We start from the raw sequence: 22,056 nt of genomic DNA, 5'->3' as shown, positions 1-22,056 counted from the left end.
GGTATCGCATCGCAAGCTGGGGGGCATGGATGGCGAAGCGGTTTCTCTGCGTCCATCAGGGCGCCGAACTCTACGGATCGGACCGGAGCTTCCTGCAGGCGGTGCGGAGCCTGCGCGACGGCTGGCCCGATGCGCGCATCGACGTGCTGCTTGCGGTCGACGGGCCGCTTGGCACCGCGCTCGCCGATGTCGCCGACCGGGTCCGCGTGCGCGACCTGTGCGTCCTGCGCCTCGCCACGCCCGTCCGCACGCTGGGCAAGGCGACGGTCGCCGCGCCATGGTATCTGGCCGCCGCCGCCTATGACATGGCGCGCGCCGATCTGGTCTATATCAATACCATCGTCATTGCCGATTTCACCGCCGCCGCCCGAATGATGCCGGGGCGCAGCGTGATCCATGTCCGCGAAATTCCCAAGCCGCGCGCGCTGCCGATCCTCCGCGCCCTGCTGCGCTGGAGCCGCGCCGGGCTGATCTTCAATTCGGCGGCGACCCGCGCCATCTTCGCGACCCTTGCCGACCAGCGTCACGCCGTCATCCATAACGGCGTCGATCCGATGGAGGGCGCAACGGCACCAGACCTGCCGCCCCGCTTCACGGTCGAGCGTCCGTTACGCATCGCGATGCTCGGCCGGATCAGCGACTGGAAGGGGCAGGACCTGTTGATCGAGGCGCTCGGCCGTCTGCCCGCCAAGCGGACGGCGGCGATCCGCCTACGTATTGTCGGCGGCAGCTACCGCGACACCCCCCAACCCGTCGCCGCGCTGACCGCCGCCATCGCCGCGCACGGGCTGGAGGACAGCGTCACGCTGGAGCCGTTCCGCGACGATCCCGGCGGGGTCTATGGCTGGGCCGACCTGTGCATCGTGCCCTCGCGCCTGCCCGAACCGTTTGGCCGAGTCGCGATCGAGGCGATGGCGCATGGCCGCCCGGTCATCGCCGCCGCGCATGGTGGCCTGACCGAGATCGTCACCGATGGCGATTCGGGCTGGCTGGTCGCCCCGAACGATCCGGCGGCACTGGCCCGGGCGATCGCCGCCGCGCAGGACGATCCGGCCGAGATCGCCCGGCGCGGTGCGGAAGCGCTCGACCGGTTCGGCACCCACTTCGCGACCGCGATCATGGATACCGCGCTGCGCACGACGATCGCATCATGGCTGCCGCCACAAAGCGCCCGCGACATGCGCCGCGACCCGGCATAGGATCGCGGCCGTGGGGGACATCGGCAGGAACGGCTTTCTGCTCGCGACCACGGTCGCGTTGCTGTGGCCGCGCTATTTCTTCGTGAACGTCGCGGGCAAGGGTGTGAGCGGCTATACCGCGATCACCCTGCCGATGCTGGTCGGCGCCATCGTCGCGCTGCTCGGTTCGGGGGCGACTCGTGCCATCGTCGCGCGCGGTATGGCGCATACCCTGCCGATGCTGCTCGCGATCGTTGCCTGGTCGGCATGGCGCATCCTGACCGACCTGACCGGCCTCACCCCGGCGGCATCGCTGATGGAGACGATGCAGGACCTCGTCTTCACCACCGGCTGGCTGTGGATCGGGATGGTGTTGCTCGCCGATCCGGTGGCGATGGCGCGGTTGCCCGCCGTGCTGCTGATCGCCGGCATCGCCGCCACCGGCTTCGGTCTGATCGAATATGCCAGCGGCCAGCCGTTGCTTGCCGCGCTTGGACTAAACCGCATCGCGGCGGGCGACGCCAACCAGCTTCGCGCGATCGCCTCCGCCTCGTCCGACGCCGCGTCGGGGTTCCGCATCAAGGCCAGCTTCGCCCATCCGATCGTCTATGGCCAGGCGATGGCGGTGCTCGCCCCGCTGTCGCTGCATTACCTGCTGAGCTGTGGCATGGCGCGGCGGCTGGGCGGTGCGCTGCTGGCGATGGCGATCGCGGTGGCGCTGGTCCTGTGCGGATCGCGCTCGCCGCTGATCGTGATCGGCGTGGCGCTGATCGTCTATGGCGTGCTGCGCCAGTTCGACGTGCGGCGTCCGGCCCGGCTGCTGGTGCTGAACGTGGCGGGCGTCGGCGCGCTGATCGCGCTGCCGGTCGTGGTGGACGCCGCACAGGACCTGATCGCCGGAACCGACGGCCGCGAGGTCGCCAGCACGCAGGTCCGCGCGCTTCAGTTCCAGCGTGCCCGCACCGCGCTCGACCAGCGTGCGCTCGCCGGATATGGCGGGGGGCAGGCCAAATATCATGCCGGTGTCGTCGGCCGCAACGACGTGCTGACGGTCGACAGCCAGTATCTGGTGCTGGCGGTCGACCATGGGCTGGTCGGCCTCGCGCTCTATGCGCTGATGACGCTGGCGATCGTGCTTACCGGCGCGCGACTGGCGATCGGCGCGCGCGATCCCGGACGGCGCAGCATCCTCGCCTTCTGGACCGCGCTGGTCTGCGGCAATGCCGCCGGCCTGTCGATCGTCGCGATCGACGACATGCTGACCTTCACCTATCTCGCGGCGGGGGTGTTCGTCGCCCATGCCGGGCGGCCGCCACATGCGCCAGGCTGAACCGGACCGGCGCGACCGGGCGCTGATGCTCGCCGCCACACTGGCGCGGATGGGCGTCGGCCTGCTGACCTTCATGGTGCTGGCCCGCGCGCTCGGCCCCGCCGGGTTCGGCGGGTTCGCCGCCGCCGCCGCCTATGCAACGCTTGTGGCGCTTGCGACCGACTATGGCCTCGCCACCTCGGCATTGCGGCTGGCGGCGGCCGATCCGGCGCGGTCGGGCGAGATCGTCGGCGATGCGCTCAGGACCAAGGCGGCACTGGTCGCGCTGGCCTTTCCCGCCGGCGCGGCGCTGACGTTGTGGACGGTGCCGGCGGGAGATACCGGCGTCTATCTCCTCGTCTTCATCGGTACGCTTGCCTATTCCTTCGCCGATCTGACGTTGGTCGCCGCGCGGGCGCACCGCCGCTTCGCCACCGAAGCGGGGCTGGTCGTCACCACCAGCATCGGCATCCTCGCCATCACCGCGACGGTCGCGATGGTGACGCACGACACGCTCGCCACTGCCGCTGCCTTCGCGCTGACCCGCCTTGCGTATCTGGTCGCTACCCGATTGCGGCTGCGCGCGCTGCTCCACCGTGACCATCGCCCCGGCCAGCACGCTATCCGTGCCACGCTGCGCCAGGCTGCGCCCTATGCCGTCGACAATATCCTGACCGTCCTGACCGGGCAGGTCGACGTACTGCTGCTCGCGCTGCTGCTGTCGGCGCACGATCTTGGCATCTATCAGGCGGGCGGGCGGCTGGTGCAGGTGATCGTGCCGTTCGCGGTCGTGCTGTCGAGCGTCCACCTGCCCGCGCTCTCGGCGAACGCGCTGCGCGGCGACGACGACGCCTTTCGTCGCCAGTCACGCCGGGTCACTACCGAGTTCGCGGGCCTCGGGCTGATCGGCGGGATCGGCTTCGCGCTGCTCGGGCCGTTCGTCACGCGCCACCTCTATGGAGCGGCGTTCGATCCGCTGCTGCCGCTGTGGCCGGGGTTCGCCGCCTATGCGATGCTGCGGTTCGCGGCGGCGGGCTTCGGTATCCAGCTTGCAGCACTCGGCCGGATCGGTCCGCGCATCCTCGTCCAGATCGCGACGCTGCTTGGATATACGATCGCGATCATCCTGCTGGTGCGGACCCATGGACTTGGCGTAACGGCATGGGCGCTGGCGGCGATCGGCGGCGGGACGTTCATTGGGCTGGGGGCGGTCCTGTGGCGGAGCGGCCGGGCGGATCGCGCCGTGGCGGCGGTGCTGCTGATGGTGCCGCCCGTCGCCGGGGGGCTGGCATGGGGGGCGTGGATCGGGGGATGAGCATCGCACGATGGATCGACGATCTGCGCCGCCGCTGGCGTGGCCAGCCGACGCTGGCCGAGCAACTGACCGGCAGCGCGCTGCGGCGGCGGTTCGCGGCACGCGGCGTGACGGTTGGCCTTTATAGCTACGGCTGTTTCGATCTCGCGCGGGTGCCGCCGGGCGTCACCATCGGGCGTTATTGCTCGGTCGCGGCGGGCGCGCAAATTTTCCTGCGCAACCATGGGCTCGGCTTTCTCGGCCTCACCCCCTATTTCTACAACGAAGCGCTTGGCGTCGTCGACGACAGCGCCATTCCGCCCGCAACCCTGACCATCGGCGACGATGTCTGGATTGGTCATGACGCGATCCTGCTGCCCGGCGTCGGCAGCGTCGGGCGCGGTGCGGTGATCGGCGCCGGCGCGGTCGTCACCCGCCCGGTCCCGGCCTATGCCATCGTCGCCGGCAACCCGGCGCGGCTGCTGCGGATGCGCTTCGACGCCGCGATCATCGCCGCGGTCGAGGCGACCCGCTGGTGGGAGGGCACGCCTGACGACCTGCGCCGGCTGGTCCGCGAGCAGCCCGGTCTTGCATTCGATCCCGCCCGTTATTTTGCGGGAGGGGTATGATGGCCCGTCCGCTGCATATCGCGCTGCCATGGCATGCGATCGGCCATGGCAACCTCGGCATCGATGCGCTGACCCGATCGAACATCGCCATCCTGCGCGCCGCCGCCGCGCGGATCGGGCGCGAGGTCCGCTTCACCACGCTTTGCGCCGCGCCGGGTGACGGTGTGGTCCTGCCCGACGACGTGACGATCGGGCCGATGCCCAGCCCGCGCGCGGCGCTGACCGGGCGTTCGCCGTTCCTGAGCGTACTGCGCGACGCCGATCTGGTGGTCGACATCGGCGAGGGCGATAGCTGGACCGACCTGTACGGCGGCCGCCGCTTCGCCTTCCACGCCGGGACCAAGCTCGCCACGCTGGCGCTGGGCAAGCCGCTGGTACTGGCCCCGCAGACGATCGGCCCTTTCGCCTCGCCATGGCGGCGGCGGCTGGCCGATACGATCATGCGCCGCGCGCGGGCGGTCTATGCGCGCGATACGCTCTCGGCCGGGTATCTCGCCGGTCGTGGTCTGGCTTGCGAGACGGGCACGTTCATCGACGTCGCCTTCCGCCTGCCTTTCGCCCGTCCCGTCCGCAGCGATGGCGCGCCGCGCGTCGGGCTGAACGTCTCGGGTCTGCTCTATCGAGGCGGCTATCGCGGCGGCAATGATTTCGCGCTGACGCTCGACTATGCCGCGCTCACCCACCGGCTGATCGAGCATTGGCTGGCGGCGGGGGTGGACGTTCACCTGATCCCGCATGTCGCCGCGCCCGCCGGCAACGACGATGATGTCAGCCTCATCGTGCCGCTGAAAGCACGCTATCCGGCGATCGTCGCGCCGCCGCGCTTCGCCGATGCCAGCGCCGCCAAGTCGTGGATGGCGGGGCTGGATTTCGTGGTCGGCGGCCGGATGCACGCCTGCATCGGCGCGTTTTCGGCCGGGGTGCCGGTGGTGCCGATCGCCTATAGCCGCAAGTTCAACGGTCTGTTCGACACGCTCGGCTATCCGCATTTCGTCGACGGCCGCGTGGCCGATACCGACCACGCCTTTACCACGATCCTCGCCGGCTTTGCCGGGCGCGACGCGCTGGCCGCCACGATCCGGCCCGGCCTTGCGCTGGCCGCCGAGCGGCTCGATGCCTATGAGGCGCGGCTGGCGGCGATCCTTGGCGAGTTGCCATGAGCGGCATCGAGGCGATCGTCGGGAGCGGGCTGTGTACCGGTTGCGGCGGCTGCGTCGCGGCGATCGATACGCCGGGGCTGACGATGGCGTTCGACCCCGCCGGCTTTCTCCGCCCGACCGTCGTGCCGCTCACATCGGCGCAGCGTGTCACGCTCGACCGGGTTTGTGCCGGACGGGCGTTGTCGCACGATCCGCACCCCGCGCGCTATCATCCGCTGTGGGGATCGATCCGCGAACTGGCGACCGGCCATGCGACCGATCCCGAGGTGCGTTTTCGCGGATCGTCGGGCGGGGTGCTGTCGGCACTGGCAATCCATCTGGTGGCAAGCGGCGCGGTCGATTTCGTCCTCGCCACTGCCGCCGACCCCGACGATCCGATCGGCAACCGCACTGCACCGCGTGCCGACCGCGACGCGATCCTCGCCGCCGCAGGGTCGCGTTATGCCCCGTCCGCACCGCTCGTCGATCTCGAACGGCATCTGGCCGCCGGGCGTCGCTTCGCGTTCATCGGCAAGCCGTGCGACGTCGCGACCTTGCGCCGCATGGCCGCCCGCGACCCGCGCATCGACCGGCTGATCCCGGTGATGCTCGCCTTTTTCTGCGCCGGCGTGCCCAGCCGGCGCGGTACGCAGGCGGTCCTTACGGCGCTGGACGTCGCGGAGGACGAGGTGGCGCGCTTCCAGTATCGCGGTGACGGCTGGCCCGGCCGCACCCGTGCCAGCCGCCGCGACGGCAGCGAGGCGAGCATGACCTATGCCGAAAGCTGGGGCCGCATCCTCAACCGGCATCTCCAATTCCGTTGCAAGATCTGCCCCGACGGCACCGGCGAGTTCGCCGACATCGCCTGTGCCGATGCGTGGGTCGGCGAGTCCGGCTATCCCGATTTTTCGGAACGCGACGGCCGCAGCCTGATCGTCGCGCGCACCGCCACCGGTGTGGCGCTGCTGGCGCAGGCGGTGGCCGCGGGCACGGTGGCGACCGAAGCGCTCGATGTGAGCGAGATCGCGCGAATGCAGCCCTATCAGGCGACGCGCAAACGCAATGCGCTGGTGCGCAGCGTGGCGCTCTGGGCGGCACGGGGCCGGGGGCCGCGCTTTGCCCGCCTGTCGCTGCTCCGGCTGACGGTCTCGACGTCGCCCGTCGAGCTGCTGCGCAACCTTGTCGGCACGTTCCGCCGGGCGCGACGCGGGCGGCCGGGCTGACGATGGTCCCGGTCATCCTCGTCAACTGGAACGGCTGGCGCGACAGCATCGCCTGCATCCGCGCCTGCCTCGCGCTCGATCATCCCGCGCGCATTCTGGTGTGCGACAACGGCTCGCACGACGGATCGGTCGAGCGCATCGCCGCATGGGCACGCGGCGAAACCCCCGCCCCCGACGTGCCCGACAGTCCGGTTCCGCTCGCCGCGCGCCGCCCGCATGGGGTGGCGATCCTCGACCGGGCCGCCGCCGAACGGGGCGAGGGCGGCGATGCCGAGCTGCTGCTGATCCGCACCGGCGGCAACCTCGGCTTCGCGGGCGGCAACAATGTCGGCCTGCGCTGGGCGCTGACGCGCGGCTGCACCCATGCGTGGCTGCTCAACAACGACACCGTCGTGGCCGCAGACGCGCTGGGCGCGCTGGTCCGTCTTGCCGACAGCGATCCCGCGATCGGCCTCGTCGGATCGGTGCTGGTCGAATATCACCGCCCCGGCCGGCTACAGGGCTATGCCGGCGCGCTCGACCTGCGCAGCTTCAAGGGGCGACATCTCGGCATCGGTGTCGCCGCATCGGACCCGGCGGCGGCGATGCTGGTCGATCCGGTTCGGCCACACGAACGCTGCTACCCGATCGGCGCGTCGATGCTCGTCACCGCCGCTTTCCTGCGCGATGTCGGGCTGATGGAGGAGCGCTATTTCCTCTATTATGAAGAAGCCGACTGGGCATTGCGCGGCCATCCGCGCTACCGCGTCGCCATCGCCGCCGACAGCATCGTGTATCACAAGATCGGCGCATCCGCCGGATCGACGCCGCAGGGGCTGTCCGCACGGTCGACCGGCTTCCTCTATCGCAGCCGCCTCGCCTGTGCCCGCCGGTTCGCGGCCCGGCGGCTGCCATGGGTCGCCGCCTGTATCCTGAGCGAAGCCGGCCGCGCGCTGCTGCGCAGCCGGACCGGTCGGGCGATCGGTGCCGTGCGGGCGCTGACCGGCCGGGTGCGGGTGCCGCGCTGATGCGGATCGTCGCGCTGTTGCAGGAATTTCCGTTCCCCGCGAACAACGGCATGCGATCGGATATTTCGCGCCGGCTCGCGACGCTCCATGCTTTGGGGCATGAGGTCCACGCCATCGCATGGACCGGCGGCCGGCTCGATCCGGTGTTGCGCGACGCGGACGTGGCGGCGGCGGCGCGGCTCACCGCCTCGCTGGAGGTGCTGCCGATCGACCGGGGCTGGCGGCGGGTCGCCAACCTTGCCCGCTTCCCCTCGCAGGTCGCCGGGCGCTGGCCGACCGCAGGGGATCGCCACGCGCTGCTGGACCGGTTGCGGGCGCGGGTGGCGGCACCCGACTGTGTCTGGGTCGACGGCATCCACGCCGGGGCGCTCGGCCGCTGGCTGGCACGGGCATTGGGGGTGCCGCTGCTCTATCGCTCACACAATATCGAGCACCGCTACCTTGCCGAACAGGCGCGGCTGGCGCGCGGCCGGACCCGCTGGCGCATCGCCGCCAATGTGCTGGGGATGCGCCGGTTCGAAACCGCGCTGCAACGCGATGCCGCGCAGGTGTTCGAGATTTCGGCCGACGACCGCGACTGGTGGCGTGGCCGGGGCATCGCGCACAACCGCTGGCTGCCGCCGCAGCCCGACCCGGCGATCATGAGCGATAGTGCCGACGCCCCGCGTAGCATCGACCTGTTCTTCGTCGGCAGCCTGTCGAGCCCCAATAATCAGGCGGGGCTGGCGTGGTATCTGGGCCATGTCCACCCCCTCGTCCGCGACGCGCTGCCCGATGTGCGGGTGGTGATCGCCGGCCGCTCGCCGCCGTCCACGCTGCTGGGCCAACTGGGCGGTGCGGGGATCGAAACGCTGCCCGATCCGGCAGCGGTCGCGCCGCTGGTCGGGCGGGCGCATGTGTTGATGAACCCGATCCACCATGGCAGCGGCGTCAACATCAAGACGATCGACATGCTGGCGAGCGGCCGCCCGGTCGTCACGACCGCCAAGGGCGCGCGCGGCCTGCCGCCCGCCGTCGTCGATCACCTGATCCTCGCCGACGACCCGTCAGGCTTCGCCGCCGCGCTGGTGGCCGCGATTCGTGCGGCGCGCAGCGGAGAACGCCCCCGCGACCGCCGCGCGCTGATCGAAACCCATTTCGGCCACGCTGTCATCGCGCGGGCACTGGCCGAGGGGATGGCCGCGCTCAGTCCGCGCCGAACACATCTCGGGTAAAGACCTTGGCGGCGACATCGGCCAGCTCGGGATCGTTGCGGTTGGCGATGATGACGTCGCACTCGTCCTTGAACCCCGCCAGATCGCGGACGACGCGCGATCCGAAGAACTGGTCGTCGGCCAGCGTCGGTTCGTAGACGACGACCTCGATCCCCTTGGCCTTGATCCGCTTCATGATCCCCTGGATCGACGACTGGCGGAAATTGTCCGACCCCGCCTTCATCGTCAGGCGGAAAATGCCGACGCGCTCGGGCTTGCGGGCGAGGATCTGGTCGGCGAGGAAATCCTTGCGCGTGCGGTTGGCGTCGACGATCGCGCGGATCAAATTCTGCGGCACCTCGGAATAATTGGCGAGGAGCTGCTTGGTGTCCTTGGGCAGACAATAGCCGCCATAGCCAAAGCTGGGGTTGTTGTAGTGCATGCCGACCCGGGGATCGAGGCCGACCCCCTCGATGATCTGCCGCGTGTCGAGCCCGCCGGCGATCGCATAGCTGTCGAGTTCGTTGAAGAAGGCGACCCGCATCGCGAGATAGGTGTTGGCGAACAGCTTGATCGCCTCCGCCTCGCGCGAATCGGTGAACAGCACCGGGATGTCGGTCTTTTCGGCCCCCTCGACCAGCAGGTCGGCGAAGACCTTCGCGCGTTCGGAGCGTTCCCCGACGATGATCCGCGACGGGTGGAGATTGTCGTGCAGCGCGCGGCCTTCGCGCAGGAATTCGGGGCTGAAGATCACCTGCGGCGCGTTCAGCCGCGCGCGCACATCGTCGACGAAGCCGACCGGCACGGTCGACTTGACGACGATCGTGGCTTGCGGAGCGGTCCGGCTCGCCAGCGCGATGACGTCCTCGACCGAGGTCGTGTTGAACTTGTTGGTCTGCTCGTCATAATTGGTCGGCGTCGCGACGATCACATAGTCCGCGCCGGCCAGCGCAGCCGGTCCGTCGAGCGTCGCGGTCAGGTCGAGCGGACGGTCGCGCAGGAATTCGTCCAGTTCCTTGTCGATGATCGGCGACTGGCGCGCCTCGACCAGCGCGACCCGCTCGGCCGAGATGTCGACCGCGACGACATGGTGGTGCTGTGCCAGCAGCACCGCGTTCGACATGCCGACATAGCCCAGCCCGAAAACGACGATCTTAATGCGCGTGTCCCGTATGTCGCCGGCTGACCCGGCCGCGTTCGCTTAGGGTCTGTGATGCCGTGCTGCAAACAGCAAAAAGCCGCCGGTCCGGTGGGACCGACGGCTCTTCGAAATGGTGGGCGCGGCAAGGATTGAACTTGCGACCCCTGCGATGTCAACACAGTGCTCTACCACTGAGCTACGCGCCCGGCGCTGTTCCCCGTAAGGGGAGAGCGAAACCGGAGTGGCGCTGTTAGCGGCGTCGTTTCGGGCTGACAAGAGCCTAATTGCCCGCAGGCAATTTTTCTCCCTCGAACATCCGGTCGACCTCGGCCACCAGCTCGCGCAGGTGGAACGGCTTGGACAGGATGCGCGCCTGCGGCACCGTCTTGCCGGCCTTCAGCGTGACGGCGGCGAAGCCGGTGATGAACATGACGCGCAGGTCGGGCGCGATCTCGCCCGCGCGCTGCGCCAGCTCGATGCCGTCCATCTCGGGCATGACGATGTCGGTCAGCAGCAGGTCGAACGGCTCGCGCTCCAGCAGCGGCACCGCCGCCGTACCGCGATCAACCGCACTGACATGATAGCCGGCACGTTCCAGCGCGCGCGCCAGATACTCGCGCATCACCTGATCGTCCTCGGCCAGCAGAATTTTGAACATGGGCACCCCTTGGCCGTCATGGCTCCGCATATGCCGGGAGCGGTTAAGAAATTCCAGACGTCCCGCCTCGACACACCGGGGACGACATGGTCTGTGGCAAAAATGGACACCGCCCCGCCCCCGTTCCATCGCTTCGGCATGGGTCCGCCACGGTCGCCGGTGGTCGTATCGGTGCCGCACGCCGGGCGATATTATCCTCAAGCGCTCGCCGATCTCGTCAGCGTGCCGATGGCCGCGCTGGTCCCGCTGGAGGATCGCCACGTCGATGCCGTCGCCCATGCCGCGCGGGAGGACGAAACGATGCTCGTCGCCAGCCACGCCCGGGCATGGATCGACCTCAACCGCTCGCCCGACGCCGATCGCGATCCGTGGATCGACGAGGGCGCCCGCCCGGCCGCCCTCGCCCGGTCGGACAAGGTGAAGAGCGGCATCGGCCTGATCCCGCGCCGTGCGGGCGGTGCCGACAATATGTGGCGGCGCAAGCTGACTGACGCGGAAGTGCGGGCGCGGATCGTCGAAACCCATGCGCCCTATCACGCCGCGCTCGGGCAGGCGCTCGCCGCCGCCCGCGCGGCGTTCGGTACGGCGATCCTGCTCGACCTGCATTCGATGCCGCCGCTCCCCGGCCCCGATCCGGCGCAGGTCGTGCTCGGCGACCGGTTCGGGCGAAGCTGCCCCGGCCATGTCACCGCGCGAATCGCCGGGGTCGTGCGGGGCCACGGGTGCCCGGTCGCGATCGACCGGCCCTATGCCGGCGGCCACATTCTCGATGCCCATGCCGATCCGCGCGGCGGCGTCTATGCGCTCCAGCTCGAACTCGACCGGACGCTGTATCTCGATGCGACGCTCGATCAGCCGGGCGAGGGGCTGGCCCGCACCGCGAAGATGGTTCGCGCCGTGCTCGACACGCTGGCGACGCTTGCCGATCCGCTCCGCCGCGCTGCGGAATAAGCACATAAAAAAACCACCCCGTGCATGAAGCACGGAGTGGCCAAGGTTCAGGGAGGAGGCGCGTGAAACGCGCCGCACGGCCCGACGAAAGGGGGGAACATCGAACCGTGTATCAACAATCTAGGAAAGGCGTCGGCAGGCTTCAAGAGCGAAATTGTATCCGTTTGTAACGACTCATCGCACGCCCGGCAGCATCCTCGCCAATACCGCGTCGCGCAGCACGAAATGATGCCGCAACGCCGCGCCGACATGCAGCGCGACCAGCACCGCCATGGCGATGCCGACGATCTCATGGACCTCATGCCCCGCCCCCGCCGCGGCGGGTGAAATCGGCAGATAGGGCACGGCGAACAGCTCGAACCATTCGAGCGGCCGCCGGGTCGCGCCCGACGCCATCGCCCAGCCGCTCATCGGCAGGACGATCAGGAACAGGTAGAAGATGGCATGCGTCAGATGCGCCACCGCCCGTTCCCACGCGGGCGTGGCGGCGGGCAACGGCGGGGGCGGATTGGCGATTCGCCAGCCGATCCGCCCGATCGTCAGCACCAGCACGGTCAGGCCGATCGACTTGTGCAGCCCCATCGACCCGCCGATCAGGCCGATCCACAGGTTCACGACGACGAGGAAGGCGATCACCCAGTGAAAAGCGATCGCGACCCGCGAATAGCGTGCGCCCGGGACGGCCCGCGCCATCAGAAGGTCGGCACGCCGACCGGCTGCGCCTGTACCTTGCCCTGCCGCATCTGCCGCGCGAACACGTCACGCATCAGCGACAGCGAGAACAGGTGCGCGAACACCAGCGGCAGCATGCCCGACTGCTGCATCTTGCGAAGCTGGTCGCCGCGCAGTTCCATCAGCTTTTCTTCCGACACCATCTGGAAGCCGCGATAGACGAACGGCTGGTCGTTGCCGTCCTGCTGGATCGACACTTCGCCGTCCATCAACAGGCCCAGTTCCTTCAGTTCCTTCATGAACATGCCGGTTTTCTGGCCGGCCTGCTCAAACTGCTCGTTGAACGCTAGGATCTGCTGGGTCACTTCGCTGGGCTTGTCGCCGTCGAACAGCGCATCGCCCTCGTCGAACTGGCCGATCACGTCCGACGTCGGGTCGAAGCACAGCGACAGCTCTTCCGATTCGGGGCGGAGCCGCGCGAGCAGATAGGGATAGCGGCGGATATAGGCCGGGACATAGGTCTCGGGATCGATCAGTCGGCCTTCGTCGTCGAGGAAGGTGTTGACGCCTTCGTTCAGGCCCATCAGCGCCAGCGGCACGGGATCGTCACCGACCGAGAACACGATCGGCATCCGCCGCTGTACCAGCGGGAATTCCTCGACCGTCACCGGCACGGCATGCTGGCCGACCAGGAACGGCGCGCGATCGGTGCTGCGAACCTTCCAGTCGGCATGCGTCTGGCTCGAAAGCGGTTCGAGCTGGTTGTAGAAAAGCGGAAGCGACTGGTTCTGCGGCGCGCTGGCCATTTCAGGATCTCCAAGTAATCATACCCTGTCCGGCAGTACCCGCCGGACGTCCGCCCCCCGGCGAACTTGGGACTTTCGTCTATTTGCTGGGTGGCGCGGGCGCAAGCGATACGAGCTTCCCCGGATTGAACAATCCGTGCGGATCCAGCCCGGCCTTCACCGCACGCAACGCCGCCAGCCGCGCGGGCGGCGCGGTGCGCGCCAGTTCGCCGAGCTTCATCTGGCCGATGCCATGTTCCGCCGAGATCGATCCGCCGGCCGCGACCACCGCGTCATGAACGAAGCAGGTGACGACCGGCGCATCCTGCGCATACCAGTGCGCGGGATCGGCCCCAGCGGGTGCGCGGACATGGAAATGCACGTTGCCGTCGCCCAGATGGCCAAAGGCGGTGGCATGGGTCCCGGCGAAGCGCGCCTCGGCGGCGGCGGCCGTCTCCACCATGAAGCGCGGCATCGCATCCACCGGCACCGAAATATCATGCTGCACCGCCGGCCCCGCCGCCTTCTCCGCCGCCGACAGCGAATCGCGCAAGGCCCAGAACGCTTGGGCCTGCGCCTCCGACGTGGCGAGCACCGCATCGCCGACCACCCCGTCGGCCAGCGCATCGCCGAGCAGGCGGACGAGCAGCGCATCGGGCGACGCCTCGCCGGTGCCCGCCACCGCCTCGATCAGCAGATGCCACGGGTGCGGCCCGGCGAGCGGCGGGCGGGCACCGGGCAGATGCGCCACCGCCAGCGCCAGCGAATCGGCCGGAATGATCTCGAAGCTCTCGATCGAGTCGGTCGCCGCCTGCATCCGGCGCAGCAGCGTCAGCCCCGCCTGCGGATCGGCGATTCCGGCCCACGCCACCGCTCGCGCGCCGATCGCCGGCACCAGCCGCAGCGTCGCGGCGGTGACGATGCCCAGCGTCCCCTCCGCCCCCACCAGCAATTGCGTCAGGTCATAGCCGCGATTGTCCTTGGGCAATGCCGCCAGCCCGTCGTGGACCGATCCGTCGGGCAACACCGCTTCGACGCCCAGCACCAGCCGGCGCATCGTGCCCCAGCGCAGCACCTGCGTGCCCCCGGCGTTGGTCGAGACGAGGCCGCCGATCGTGGCGCTGCCCCGCGCGCCCAGCGTCAGCGGAAACCGTTGTCCGGCCTGCGCGGCCGCGTCGTGCAAATGCTGGAGGATCACCCCGCTTTCCGCCACCGCTTGGCCCCCTGCGACCGCGCGAATCCGGTTCATCCGGCGGAGCGAGACGATCACCGCCGATCCGTCGGCCGGCGGCGTCGCCCCGCCGACCATCGACGTATTGCCCCCCTGCGGCACGAGCGCGACGCCATGCCGTGCCGCCAGCGTCACGATTCCGGCGACCCCGGCGGTATTCGCCGGCTCGAACAGTGCGGCGCTGGCCCCGTGGAACCGGCCGCGCCAGTCGGTCAGCCACGGGGCGATCCGTTCGGGATCGGTGGAGACGGCGCGCTCGCCCAGCAATTCGCGGGCATCGGCGACCATCGCGGCGACGGCATCGGTACGCATGGGCACGCGCTATCACCACCGCCCCCTTGCCGCCAGTTCATCGCAGGTTAAAACGTCGGGGTGAATGTTTGTCGCGTGAGTGCCCTGCCGTTCCCTGTCGCCGCCACGGCGCTGCTGATGCTGGCGCTGCCGGGGTCGGCGCAGCGGCGGCTGGTCGACAATCCGCTGCCGCCCGGCGGGGTGACGACGGTCAGGACCGAAATGCGGATCCAGCGCGTCATCATCCGCGTGCCCCGCGCGCCGATCGCGCCGGCATCGTTCAGCACGCCGCGTCCGCTGCCGCCGATCCAGTGGGTCGAAAAGCGCGCCGACCGCTGCGTGCCCGTGCAGGACCTTGCCGCCGTCACCGTCAGCCGCCCTGACAGCGTCGACCTGCTGCTCGCCGGGGGCAAGCGGTTGCGCGCCCGCCTCGCCGATGATTGCGCCGCGCTCGATTTCTACGCGGGTCTGTATTTCAAGCCCAGCGGCGACGGCCAGATGTGCGCCGCGCGCGATGTGTTGCGCTCGCGTTCGGGCGGCCAGTGCCGCATCGCCCAGTTTCGCACGCTGGTCCCGGCGCGCTAGGCGCGGCCTCCTTGACTTTTCACCGGATTTCCTGCAGCGGCAACCCCATTTGGCGACGCTGTTTCGTTGCCCTTCCATAAGCTGGAAACTGCATGACCTTCGCCGATCTCGGCCTGTCCGACGAACTGCTGCGTTCCGTCACCGATTCGGGCTATAGCGAGCCCACCCCGATTCAGGCGGCGGCAATCCCTTCGGTGCTGATGATGCGCGATCTGGTCGCCGTCGCGCAGACCGGCACCGGCAAGACCGCATCGTTCGTGCTGCCGATGATCGACATCCTCGCGCACGGCCGCAGCCGCGCCCGCATGCCGCGCTCGCTGATCCTCGAACCGACGCGCGAACTGGCGGCGCAGGTCGCCGAGAATTTCGAGAAATATGGCGCGAACCACAAGCTCTCGATGGCGCTCCTCATCGGCGGTGTGTCGATGGGCGACCAGTTGGCCGCGCTCGAAAAAGGCGTCGACGTGCTGATCGCGACGCCGGGTCGGCTGATGGACCTGTTCACCCGCGGCAAGATCCTGCTCAACGGCTGTTCGATGCTGGTGATCGACGAGGCCGACCGGATGCTCGACATGGGGTTCATCCCCGACATCGAGGAAATCTGCACCAAGCTGCCCAAGCAGCGGCAGACCTTGCTGTTCTCGGCCACCATGCCGCCGCCGATCAAGAAGCTGGCCGACAAGTTCCTCGACAATCCCAAGACGATCGAGGTCGCCCGGCCGGCGACGACCAACACCAACATTACCCAGCATCTGGTTCCGGTGAGCGCGGCAAAGAAGCGCGACGTGCTGCGCAAGCTGCTCGGCAGCGCCGATCTTCGCAACGCGATCGTGTTCTGCAACCGCAAGACGACGGTGCGCGAACTGAACAAGAGCCTGCAACGCGCCGGCTTCAGCTCGGCCGAAATCCATGGCGACATGGAACAGGCCGCGCGCATCGCCGAACTGGAACGCTTCAAGCGCGGCGACGTGAGCATCCTCGTCGCCTCCGACGTGGCGGCACGCGGGCTGGACGTGAAGGGGGTCAGCCATGTCGTCAACTTCGACGCGCCGTGGCACCCCGACGATTACGTCCATCGCATCGGCCGCACCGGGCGCGGCGGCGCCACCGGCACCGCGTGGACGCTGATTACCGAAGACGATGCCGAAAACATCGCCAATATCCAGAAGCTGACCGGCCAGACGATCCCCATCCTCGACATGGGCACCTCCGCTCCCGCCGACGACGTCCCAGAAGCCGCTGCGAAGGCCGAGGAAGAGGCCCCCCGCCGCGCGCGCCGTCCCCGTGCCGCCGCCGCGCCCGAGGAAGCCGCGCCCCAGCCGCGCCGCCGTCGCGAGGAACCGCAACGCCGCGAGGAAGCCCCCCAGCGCGAGGAGCCCCAGCGGCGCGAACCGGTGCGCGACGAGCGCCCTGCCCGCTATGTCCAGCAGGACGCGATCGAGGATGGCGGCTGGAACGGCCCGGTCCCGGCGTTCCTTTCGGTGCGGCTGACTGGCTGAGGCGATGGACGCCAACGATCCGTTCGAGGCGGTGGCCCCCGTCGCGATCGAAAGCCCCTGCACGCTGGTCTGTTCGATCGACAGCGCCACCGGCTGGTGCTTCGGCTGTGGCCGCACCCGCGACGAGATCGCCTGCTGGACCAGCATCGATCCCGCCGCCCGGCGGCAGGTGATGGCGACGCTGCCCGAACGGATGGCGATCCTCGACGGCTGACGGTCGGACCCCGACTGGTTTCCTGCGCGTTCAGCGCCGGTGCAAACCCAGTCGGGAGATTCATCATGGCCGTCAGCCTTAAACCCTTGTCACAACAGACGATTGTCATCACCGGAGCTTCGTCGGGCATCGGCCTCGCCACCGCCCGCCGTGCCGCGCGCGAAGGCGCGCGCGTCGTGCTGGTCGCCCGCAACGAGGACGCACTGGCCGAAGCGGTCGAATCGATCCGCAACAAGGGCGGCCGCGCCACCCATCTCGCGATCGACGTGACCGCCGCCGACGCGTCCGAGCGAATCGGCGAAAAGGCGCGCGAGGCGTTCGGCGGCTTCGACGCATGGGTCAACGATGCCGCTGTCGCGCTCTATGCGCCGCTGCTCGACACCGGTCTCGACGAACAGCGCCGCGCGTTCGACGTCGGCTATTTCGCAACGGTCGCCGGCTCGCTCTATGCCGCGCGCGAACTGACCGCGCGCGGCGGCGGCGCGATCGTCAATGTCGGTTCGATCCTGTCGGACCGCTCGGTCCCGTTGCAGGGCGCGTACAGCGCAATGAAACATGCGGTGCAGGGCTTTACCGAAGCGTTGCGCATGGAGCTGGAGGCGGACGGCAAGCCGGTGTCGGTCACGCTCATCAAGCCGGCGGCGATCAACACCCCGTACCCCGAACATGCCCGCAACCGCATGGACAAGCCCGCGCGGGTGCCGCCGGTGGTCTATGATCCCGAACTGGTCGCCAAGGCGATCTGCTTCGCGGTCGCCAATCCCAAGCGCGACCTGACGGTCGGCGGCACCGGCATGGTGATGACCAAGATGAGCAACCTGCTGCCGCGCAGCGCCGACCGCTTCATGGAGGCGTTTTTCGGCGAAGCGGCGCAGACGATCGATACTCCGGCCGAACCGGGTGCGAAGGACAATCTCTACCAGCCACGCAAGGACGGCCGCGAACGGTCGAACCAGGACATCCATGTCCGCAAGCAGAGCCTCGCGCTCGAAGCGCAGATGCGTCCGCTGACCACGCTCGCGATCCTTGGCGCGATCGGCGCGGCCGCCGGCATGTTGCTATCGCTGCGTGGATCGACTCCGCGCAAGGCTGCGCCGAAGCTGCTGCCCGCACTCGAACCGAAAGCGCATCAGGCGGGCGGCAGCGACTCATCGGCGTCCTTCGCCGCAGCGATCGCCGACGAAAACACGATTCCCGAACCCTCGGGCATCGTCAGCACCGTGGCCGGCGAACGCTTTTCGGAAAAGCCGATCGGCAGCCCGATCGCTCCCAATGCGGCCGACATCACGGTCGCGACCGCCTGACCCGTCGTACCCCTCCCCCTTCGCGGGGAGGGGCTTAGGGCCGATCGACCTTCAGCATTGCCGACCGATCTTCGTCACCCCGAACTTGTTCCGGGGTCCACGGCTCGGCGATCGGTGCGCCTTGAGGCTGTATCGACAGCGTTTGCGTACAGGTGGACCCCGGAACAAGTCCGGGGTGACGACGCGCGAAGGAAGGTCGATCGGCCCTACGGTGCCGGGTTCATCAGCTTGCGGATGAACCCGATCAGGCCGGTCTGCCGCGAACGGCGCAACCGTTCCGCCGCGAGGATAGTCTGCACCTTGCGGAAGCAGGCGTCGACATCGTCGTTGACGAGGACGTAATCATAGCCGTCCCAATGGCTGACTTCGGCAGCAGCGCGGGCCATACGGCCGTCGATCACTTGCGCCGAATCGGTGTTCCGCGCGATCAGCCGCTGATGCAGTTCGGCCATCGACGGCGGCAGGATGAACACCCGCACCACGTCGCCGCCGGCGATCTGGAACAGTTGCTGCGCGCCCTGCCAGTCGATGTCGAACAGCACGTCCTTGCCCGCGCTCAGCATCGCATCGACCGCCTCGCGCGGCGTACCATAGCGATTGCCGAACACATGCGCCCATTCGAGGAATTCGTGCGCCGTCGCCATGCGCCGGAATTCTTCCAGATCGACGAAGTGATAGTCCTTGCCGTCGACCTCCCCGGGGCGCGGGGCACGGGTGGTAGCGGACACCGACATCGACAGATCGGCTTCGGCGGCCAGCAGCTTGCGCGCGATCGTCGATTTGCCCGCGCCCGAAGGCGACGACAGGACGAACAACACCCCGCGGCGCTTGAAGCCGTGGAGGTCGGGGTCTGGCACTTGGGTCATGGGGCCGCCTGATGGCGTGCGGCCTGCCACAACGTCAAGGGGCGACGGTCGTGAAACCGTCGCCCCTTGCCCGTATTTGGATTAGCTTGGTGTCGCGATCAGTAACCGCGTCGCAGGCGGTCGCCCTTGCGACGGTCATACGCCTTCTTCGCGGCATAGCCACCGCCCAGGATCATGCCGAGCGGCCCCATTCGCCGCATCGCGCTGCCCGCGAGCCAGCCCATCGCCGCGCCCTTGGCACCGCCGCGACCGTCACGACGATCGATCTGGCGTCCGACCAGCGCTCCGATAATACGTCCGATCATGCTGCCGTCTCCTCAAAGAGTTGTGCCTTCAGTTCGCCCGCGCCACGCAATACCGCCCAGCCGATGGCATAGGTGATGGCGACGGGGATCACGACTTTCAGAACATTGGCGACGATCGCACCCTTGATCGCACCATCGACGTTCGAATCGTCACCGCCGTCGAGACTGTCGATGAAGCCGCCGACCAGCGCGCCGATAGTTGTCGCACCCATGTTGTCACCTGCCTGTCGTTACGCCGGTATAGCGCGGGAAACGCGCGTCGGTTCCCTTACCCCACCATCGATTCGGGCCGGACCAGCCGGTCGAACGTCGCTTCGTCGACCAGCCCGAGCGCGAGGCCGGCTTCGCGCAGTGTCTGCCCTGCGGCATGGGCATGCTTGGCGATCTTGGCGGCATTGTCATAACCGATCTCGGGGGCCAGCGCCGTCACCAGCATCAACGAGCGTTCGACCAGTTCACCGATCCGCTGCCGGTTCGGCTCGATCCCGTCGACGCAGCGGGTCGCGAAGCTGACCATGCCGACGCTCAGCAGATCGATCGACCGCAGCACCGCCGCCCCGATCAACGGCTTGAACACATTGAGTTCGAGATGCCCCTGCATTCCGCCCACCGTAACCGACAGGTGATTGCCGATGACCTGCGCCGACACCATCGTCAGCATCTCGCACTGGGTCGGGTTGACCTTGCCCGGCATGATCGAGCTGCCCGGTTCGTTGGCGGGAAGATCAATCTCCCCCAGCCCCGACCTCGGCCCCGAACCGAGCAGGCGAATATCGTTGGCGATCTTGGTCAGCGCCACCGCCAGCGTGTTGAGCGTGCCCGACAGTTGCACCAGCGGATCGTTCGATGCCAGCGCCTCGAACTTGTTGGGCGCGGTGACGAAGGCGTGGCCGGTGATCGAGGCGATCTCCGCTGCGACCGCTTCGGCGAAACCGGGCGCGGCGTTCAGGCCGGTGCCGACCGCCGTACCGCCCTGTGCCAACCGTAGCAGATCGCCCTCGGCAGAGCGCAACCGGCGGTCGGCATCGCGCAGTTGCGCGACGTAAGCGGAAAACTCCTGCCCCAGCGTGAGCGGCGTCGCATCCTGCAAATGGGTGCGGCCGATCTTGACGATCTCCGCCCAGTCCCGAGCCTTCGCCTCCAGCGATCCCGCCAGCCGGTCGAGCGCGGGCAGCAGATCGCGGTTGAGCGCGATGACGGCGGCGACATGCAGCGCGGTCGGGAAGCTGTCGTTCGACGATTGCCCCATGTTGACGTGATCGTTGGGATGTACCGGCACCTTGCCGCCGCGGGTTCCGCCCAGCACCTCGTTGGCGCGGCCGGCGATCACTTCGTTGACGTTCATGTTCGACTGGGTGCCGCTGCCGGTCTGCCAGATGACCAGCGGGAATTGGTCGTCGAGCTTGCCGGCGATCACCTCTCCCGCCGCCGAATCGATCGTGTCGGCGATGTTGTCGGGAAGGCCGTGCGTACGGTTCACGCGCGCCGCCGCCTGCTTCACGATCGCCAGTGCGTGGACGATGCCGATCGGCATGCGTTCGCTAGCGGCAAAGGGAAAATTCTCGATCGATCGCTCGGTCTGCGCCCCCCAATAGGCTTGCGAAGGAACCTCGATCGGGCCGATCGAATCGGTTTCGGTGCGGGTATTGGTCATATCCGCCAAAACCCGTCAGCGGCTCAGTCGATCCGCTTCGACAGGAAGAAGCGCGTCTCGCCCGGCGGGAAATCGGGAATGTCGCCGTATACGGCGAAACCCAGCTTTTCGTAGAAACCGCGCGCCTGGAAACTGAAGGTGTCGAGCCAGATGCCGATGCACCCGCCGGCCCGCGCTTCTGCCTCGGCCCGCTGCATCAGGTCACGGCCGATCCCGCGCCCCTTGTGCGATGGCGGCACCGCCAGATATTCGACGAACAGCCAGCGATAGCCGATCCTGCCCCACAGCCCGCCGAGGATCGCGCCGCCCTCGTCGCGCAGGACGATCGCGACCTGCCGCCGTCCGGTCGGCCCGACCGCCGCGTCGTTGTGCGCGACGAGGACGCGCAGGATCGCATCGCGTTCGGCATCACCCGGCGCGGCGATGACCTCGATCGTCACTTCTTGCGTTTGAAATCCACCGCGACGACGTTCGACCCGTCCTCGCTCGTTGCGATCGGCGCATCGTTTTCCGGCTGGTCGTGCGGTTCGGAATCGATCCCGCCGTCCTCGGTCGCCTGAAAACGCAGCTCGAAATTGACCGCCGGATCATGGAAGCCGGTGATTGCCGCATGGGGAATGATGAGCGTCGACGGAATGCCGCCGAAGCTCAGGCCCACCGAGAAACGGGTATCGTCGACGGTCAGGTCCCAGAAGCGATGCTGGATGACGATCGTCATCTCGTCCGGGAAGCGTTCGATCAACCGCTTGGGGATGTCTACGCCGGGCGCCTGCGTCTTGAAGGTGATGTAGAAATGATGCTCGCCGGGCAAGGCGCCGGTGGCGGACACCTGCCCCAGCACGCGGCCGACCACCGCGCGCAGGGCTTCCTGGACGATCTCGTCATACGGGATCAGGCTGTCGGCGATGATCTGGTTCATGGCGACCTT

Annotated in this window: 24 protein-coding genes and 1 tRNA gene; 13 read left to right on the top strand and 12 right to left on the bottom strand. The window is 68.5% G+C overall.

All coding sequences use genetic code 11. The annotated features are described in order from the left end of the window. The first annotated feature begins 29 nt into the window (after nucleotides 1–29). The 8 genes from ASE78_RS01280 to ASE78_RS01250 are packed head-to-tail and all read left to right on the top strand — an operon-like array spanning nucleotide 30 to nucleotide 8,993. The gene (locus tag ASE78_RS01280) at nucleotides 30–1,199 is read left to right on the top strand and encodes a glycosyltransferase family 4 protein (protein ID WP_056492212.1); all 1,170 of its coding nucleotides are present in this window, start codon (nucleotides 30–32) and stop codon (nucleotides 1,197–1,199) included. 10 nt (nucleotides 1,200–1,209) lie between these two features. Then, nucleotides 1,210–2,508 carry an O-antigen ligase family protein gene (locus tag ASE78_RS01275; protein ID WP_056492209.1) on the top strand — a complete coding sequence of 433 codons (1,299 nt, stop codon included), beginning with the start codon at nucleotides 1,210–1,212 and terminating at the stop codon, nucleotides 2,506–2,508. Then, the gene (locus tag ASE78_RS01270) at nucleotides 2,495–3,802 is read left to right on the top strand and encodes a lipopolysaccharide biosynthesis protein (RefSeq protein ID WP_162236446.1); all 1,308 of its coding nucleotides are present in this window, start codon (nucleotides 2,495–2,497) and stop codon (nucleotides 3,800–3,802) included. The genes ASE78_RS01275 and ASE78_RS01270 overlap by 14 nt, the downstream gene beginning before the upstream one ends. Next, nucleotides 3,799–4,410, top strand: a complete 612-nt coding sequence (locus tag ASE78_RS19860; protein ID WP_056492203.1) for a CatB-related O-acetyltransferase — start codon at nucleotides 3,799–3,801, stop codon at nucleotides 4,408–4,410. The genes ASE78_RS01270 and ASE78_RS19860 overlap by 4 nt, the downstream gene beginning before the upstream one ends. Next, the gene (locus tag ASE78_RS01260) at nucleotides 4,410–5,570 is read left to right on the top strand and encodes a polysaccharide pyruvyl transferase family protein (protein ID WP_056492200.1); all 1,161 of its coding nucleotides are present in this window, start codon (nucleotides 4,410–4,412) and stop codon (nucleotides 5,568–5,570) included. The genes ASE78_RS19860 and ASE78_RS01260 overlap by 1 nt, the downstream gene beginning before the upstream one ends. Beyond that, complete coding sequence (locus ASE78_RS01255) at nucleotides 5,567–6,772, top strand: Coenzyme F420 hydrogenase/dehydrogenase, beta subunit C-terminal domain (protein WP_082466927.1); 1,206 nt, start codon at nucleotides 5,567–5,569, stop codon at nucleotides 6,770–6,772. The genes ASE78_RS01260 and ASE78_RS01255 overlap by 4 nt, the downstream gene beginning before the upstream one ends. 2 nt (nucleotides 6,773–6,774) lie before the next feature. Continuing rightward, entirely contained in the window at nucleotides 6,775–7,779 is a 1,005-nt protein-coding gene (locus ASE78_RS18485) for a glycosyltransferase family 2 protein (RefSeq protein WP_156351235.1), read from the top strand. Next, a complete protein-coding gene (locus ASE78_RS01250) occupies nucleotides 7,779–8,993 on the top strand; it encodes a glycosyltransferase (protein ID WP_162236445.1) in 1,215 nt (404 codons plus the stop codon). The genes ASE78_RS18485 and ASE78_RS01250 overlap by 1 nt, the downstream gene beginning before the upstream one ends. Here ASE78_RS01250 and ASE78_RS01245 read toward each other — a convergent pair. The 3 genes from ASE78_RS01245 to cpdR form a co-directional block, all read right to left on the bottom strand. Continuing rightward, nucleotides 8,965–10,131 carry a nucleotide sugar dehydrogenase gene (locus tag ASE78_RS01245; RefSeq protein ID WP_056492195.1) on the bottom strand — a complete coding sequence of 389 codons (1,167 nt, stop codon included), beginning with the start codon at nucleotides 10,129–10,131 and terminating at the stop codon, nucleotides 8,965–8,967. The genes ASE78_RS01250 and ASE78_RS01245 overlap by 29 nt on opposite strands. Before the next feature lie 113 nt (nucleotides 10,132–10,244). Further along, nucleotides 10,245–10,319 (bottom strand) — tRNA-Val (locus ASE78_RS01240). A gap of 74 nt (nucleotides 10,320–10,393) precedes the next feature. Then, nucleotides 10,394–10,771 (bottom strand): cell cycle two-component system response regulator CpdR, encoded by a 378-nt coding sequence (gene cpdR / locus ASE78_RS01235; protein ID WP_055757008.1) that lies wholly within the window; start codon nucleotides 10,769–10,771, stop codon nucleotides 10,394–10,396. A gap of 102 nt (nucleotides 10,772–10,873) precedes the next feature. On the opposite strand from cpdR, the gene ASE78_RS01230 reads away from it, so the two are divergent. Continuing rightward, nucleotides 10,874–11,722 (top strand): N-formylglutamate amidohydrolase, encoded by an 849-nt coding sequence (locus ASE78_RS01230; protein WP_056492192.1) that lies wholly within the window; start codon nucleotides 10,874–10,876, stop codon nucleotides 11,720–11,722. A 174-nt stretch (nucleotides 11,723–11,896) separates the two neighbouring features. On the opposite strand, the gene ASE78_RS01225 is transcribed toward ASE78_RS01230, so the two are convergent. The 3 genes from ASE78_RS01225 to ASE78_RS01215 form a co-directional block, all read right to left on the bottom strand. Beyond that, complete coding sequence (locus tag ASE78_RS01225) at nucleotides 11,897–12,415, bottom strand: cytochrome b (RefSeq protein WP_056492189.1); 519 nt, start codon at nucleotides 12,413–12,415, stop codon at nucleotides 11,897–11,899. Next, a complete protein-coding gene (locus ASE78_RS01220; protein ID WP_055757012.1) occupies nucleotides 12,415–13,200 on the bottom strand; it encodes a SapC family protein in 786 nt (261 codons plus the stop codon). Before ASE78_RS01220 ends, ASE78_RS01225 begins: the two co-directional genes overlap by 1 nt. A 79-nt stretch (nucleotides 13,201–13,279) precedes the next feature. Then, the gene (locus ASE78_RS01215) at nucleotides 13,280–14,722 is read right to left on the bottom strand and encodes an FAD-binding oxidoreductase (protein WP_056492186.1); all 1,443 of its coding nucleotides are present in this window, start codon (nucleotides 14,720–14,722) and stop codon (nucleotides 13,280–13,282) included. Between the two features lie 75 nt (nucleotides 14,723–14,797). On the opposite strand from ASE78_RS01215, the gene ASE78_RS01210 reads away from it, so the two are divergent. The 4 genes from ASE78_RS01210 (at nucleotide 14,798) to ASE78_RS01195 (ending at nucleotide 18,303) form a co-directional block, all read left to right on the top strand. After that, a complete protein-coding gene (locus tag ASE78_RS01210; RefSeq protein WP_055757014.1) occupies nucleotides 14,798–15,286 on the top strand; it encodes a hypothetical protein in 489 nt (162 codons plus the stop codon). Nucleotides 15,287–15,378: 92 nt separating this feature from the next. Next, complete coding sequence (locus ASE78_RS01205) at nucleotides 15,379–16,785, top strand: DEAD/DEAH box helicase (RefSeq protein WP_056492183.1); 1,407 nt, start codon at nucleotides 15,379–15,381, stop codon at nucleotides 16,783–16,785. A gap of 4 nt (nucleotides 16,786–16,789) precedes the next feature. Beyond that, on the top strand, nucleotides 16,790–16,999 hold the full coding sequence (locus tag ASE78_RS01200) for a DUF1289 domain-containing protein (protein ID WP_056492180.1): 210 nt from the start codon (nucleotides 16,790–16,792) through the stop codon (nucleotides 16,997–16,999). Nucleotides 17,000–17,064: 65 nt separating this feature from the next. Beyond that, the gene (locus tag ASE78_RS01195; RefSeq protein WP_056492176.1) at nucleotides 17,065–18,303 is read left to right on the top strand and encodes an SDR family oxidoreductase; all 1,239 of its coding nucleotides are present in this window, start codon (nucleotides 17,065–17,067) and stop codon (nucleotides 18,301–18,303) included. 206 nt (nucleotides 18,304–18,509) lie between these two features. Here ASE78_RS01195 and gmk read toward each other — a convergent pair whose 3' ends face one another. From gmk to ASE78_RS01165, 6 genes are all read right to left on the bottom strand, one after another. After that, entirely contained in the window at nucleotides 18,510–19,169 is a 660-nt protein-coding gene (gene gmk, locus ASE78_RS01190) for a guanylate kinase (protein WP_056492173.1), read from the bottom strand. Nucleotides 19,170–19,267: 98 nt separating this feature from the next. Next, the gene (locus tag ASE78_RS01185) at nucleotides 19,268–19,474 is read right to left on the bottom strand and encodes a hypothetical protein (RefSeq protein WP_055757022.1); all 207 of its coding nucleotides are present in this window, start codon (nucleotides 19,472–19,474) and stop codon (nucleotides 19,268–19,270) included. Further along, nucleotides 19,471–19,686, bottom strand: a complete 216-nt coding sequence (locus tag ASE78_RS01180; protein WP_056492171.1) for a hypothetical protein — start codon at nucleotides 19,684–19,686, stop codon at nucleotides 19,471–19,473. The genes ASE78_RS01185 and ASE78_RS01180 overlap by 4 nt, the downstream gene beginning before the upstream one ends. Nucleotides 19,687–19,742: 56 nt before the next feature. Continuing rightward, the gene (fumC, locus tag ASE78_RS01175; protein WP_056492169.1) at nucleotides 19,743–21,128 is read right to left on the bottom strand and encodes a class II fumarate hydratase; all 1,386 of its coding nucleotides are present in this window, start codon (nucleotides 21,126–21,128) and stop codon (nucleotides 19,743–19,745) included. 23 nt (nucleotides 21,129–21,151) lie between these two features. Further along, nucleotides 21,152–21,568, bottom strand: coding sequence for a GNAT family N-acetyltransferase (locus tag ASE78_RS01170; RefSeq protein ID WP_056492166.1), 417 nt, complete (start codon nucleotides 21,566–21,568; stop codon nucleotides 21,152–21,154). Next, nucleotides 21,565–22,047 (bottom strand): SspB family protein, encoded by a 483-nt coding sequence (locus ASE78_RS01165; RefSeq protein ID WP_055757030.1) that lies wholly within the window; start codon nucleotides 22,045–22,047, stop codon nucleotides 21,565–21,567. Before ASE78_RS01165 ends, ASE78_RS01170 begins: the two co-directional genes overlap by 4 nt. Nucleotides 22,048–22,056 lie beyond the last annotated feature (9 nt).

The sequence above is a fragment of the Sphingomonas sp. Leaf25 genome, assembly GCF_001421635.1.
In the GTDB taxonomy this organism is placed as follows: Bacteria; Pseudomonadota; Alphaproteobacteria; order Sphingomonadales; family Sphingomonadaceae; genus Sphingomonas.
Note: the sequence above shows the minus strand (reverse complement) of the source record. Positions and strands in the feature narration are given on the sequence as shown.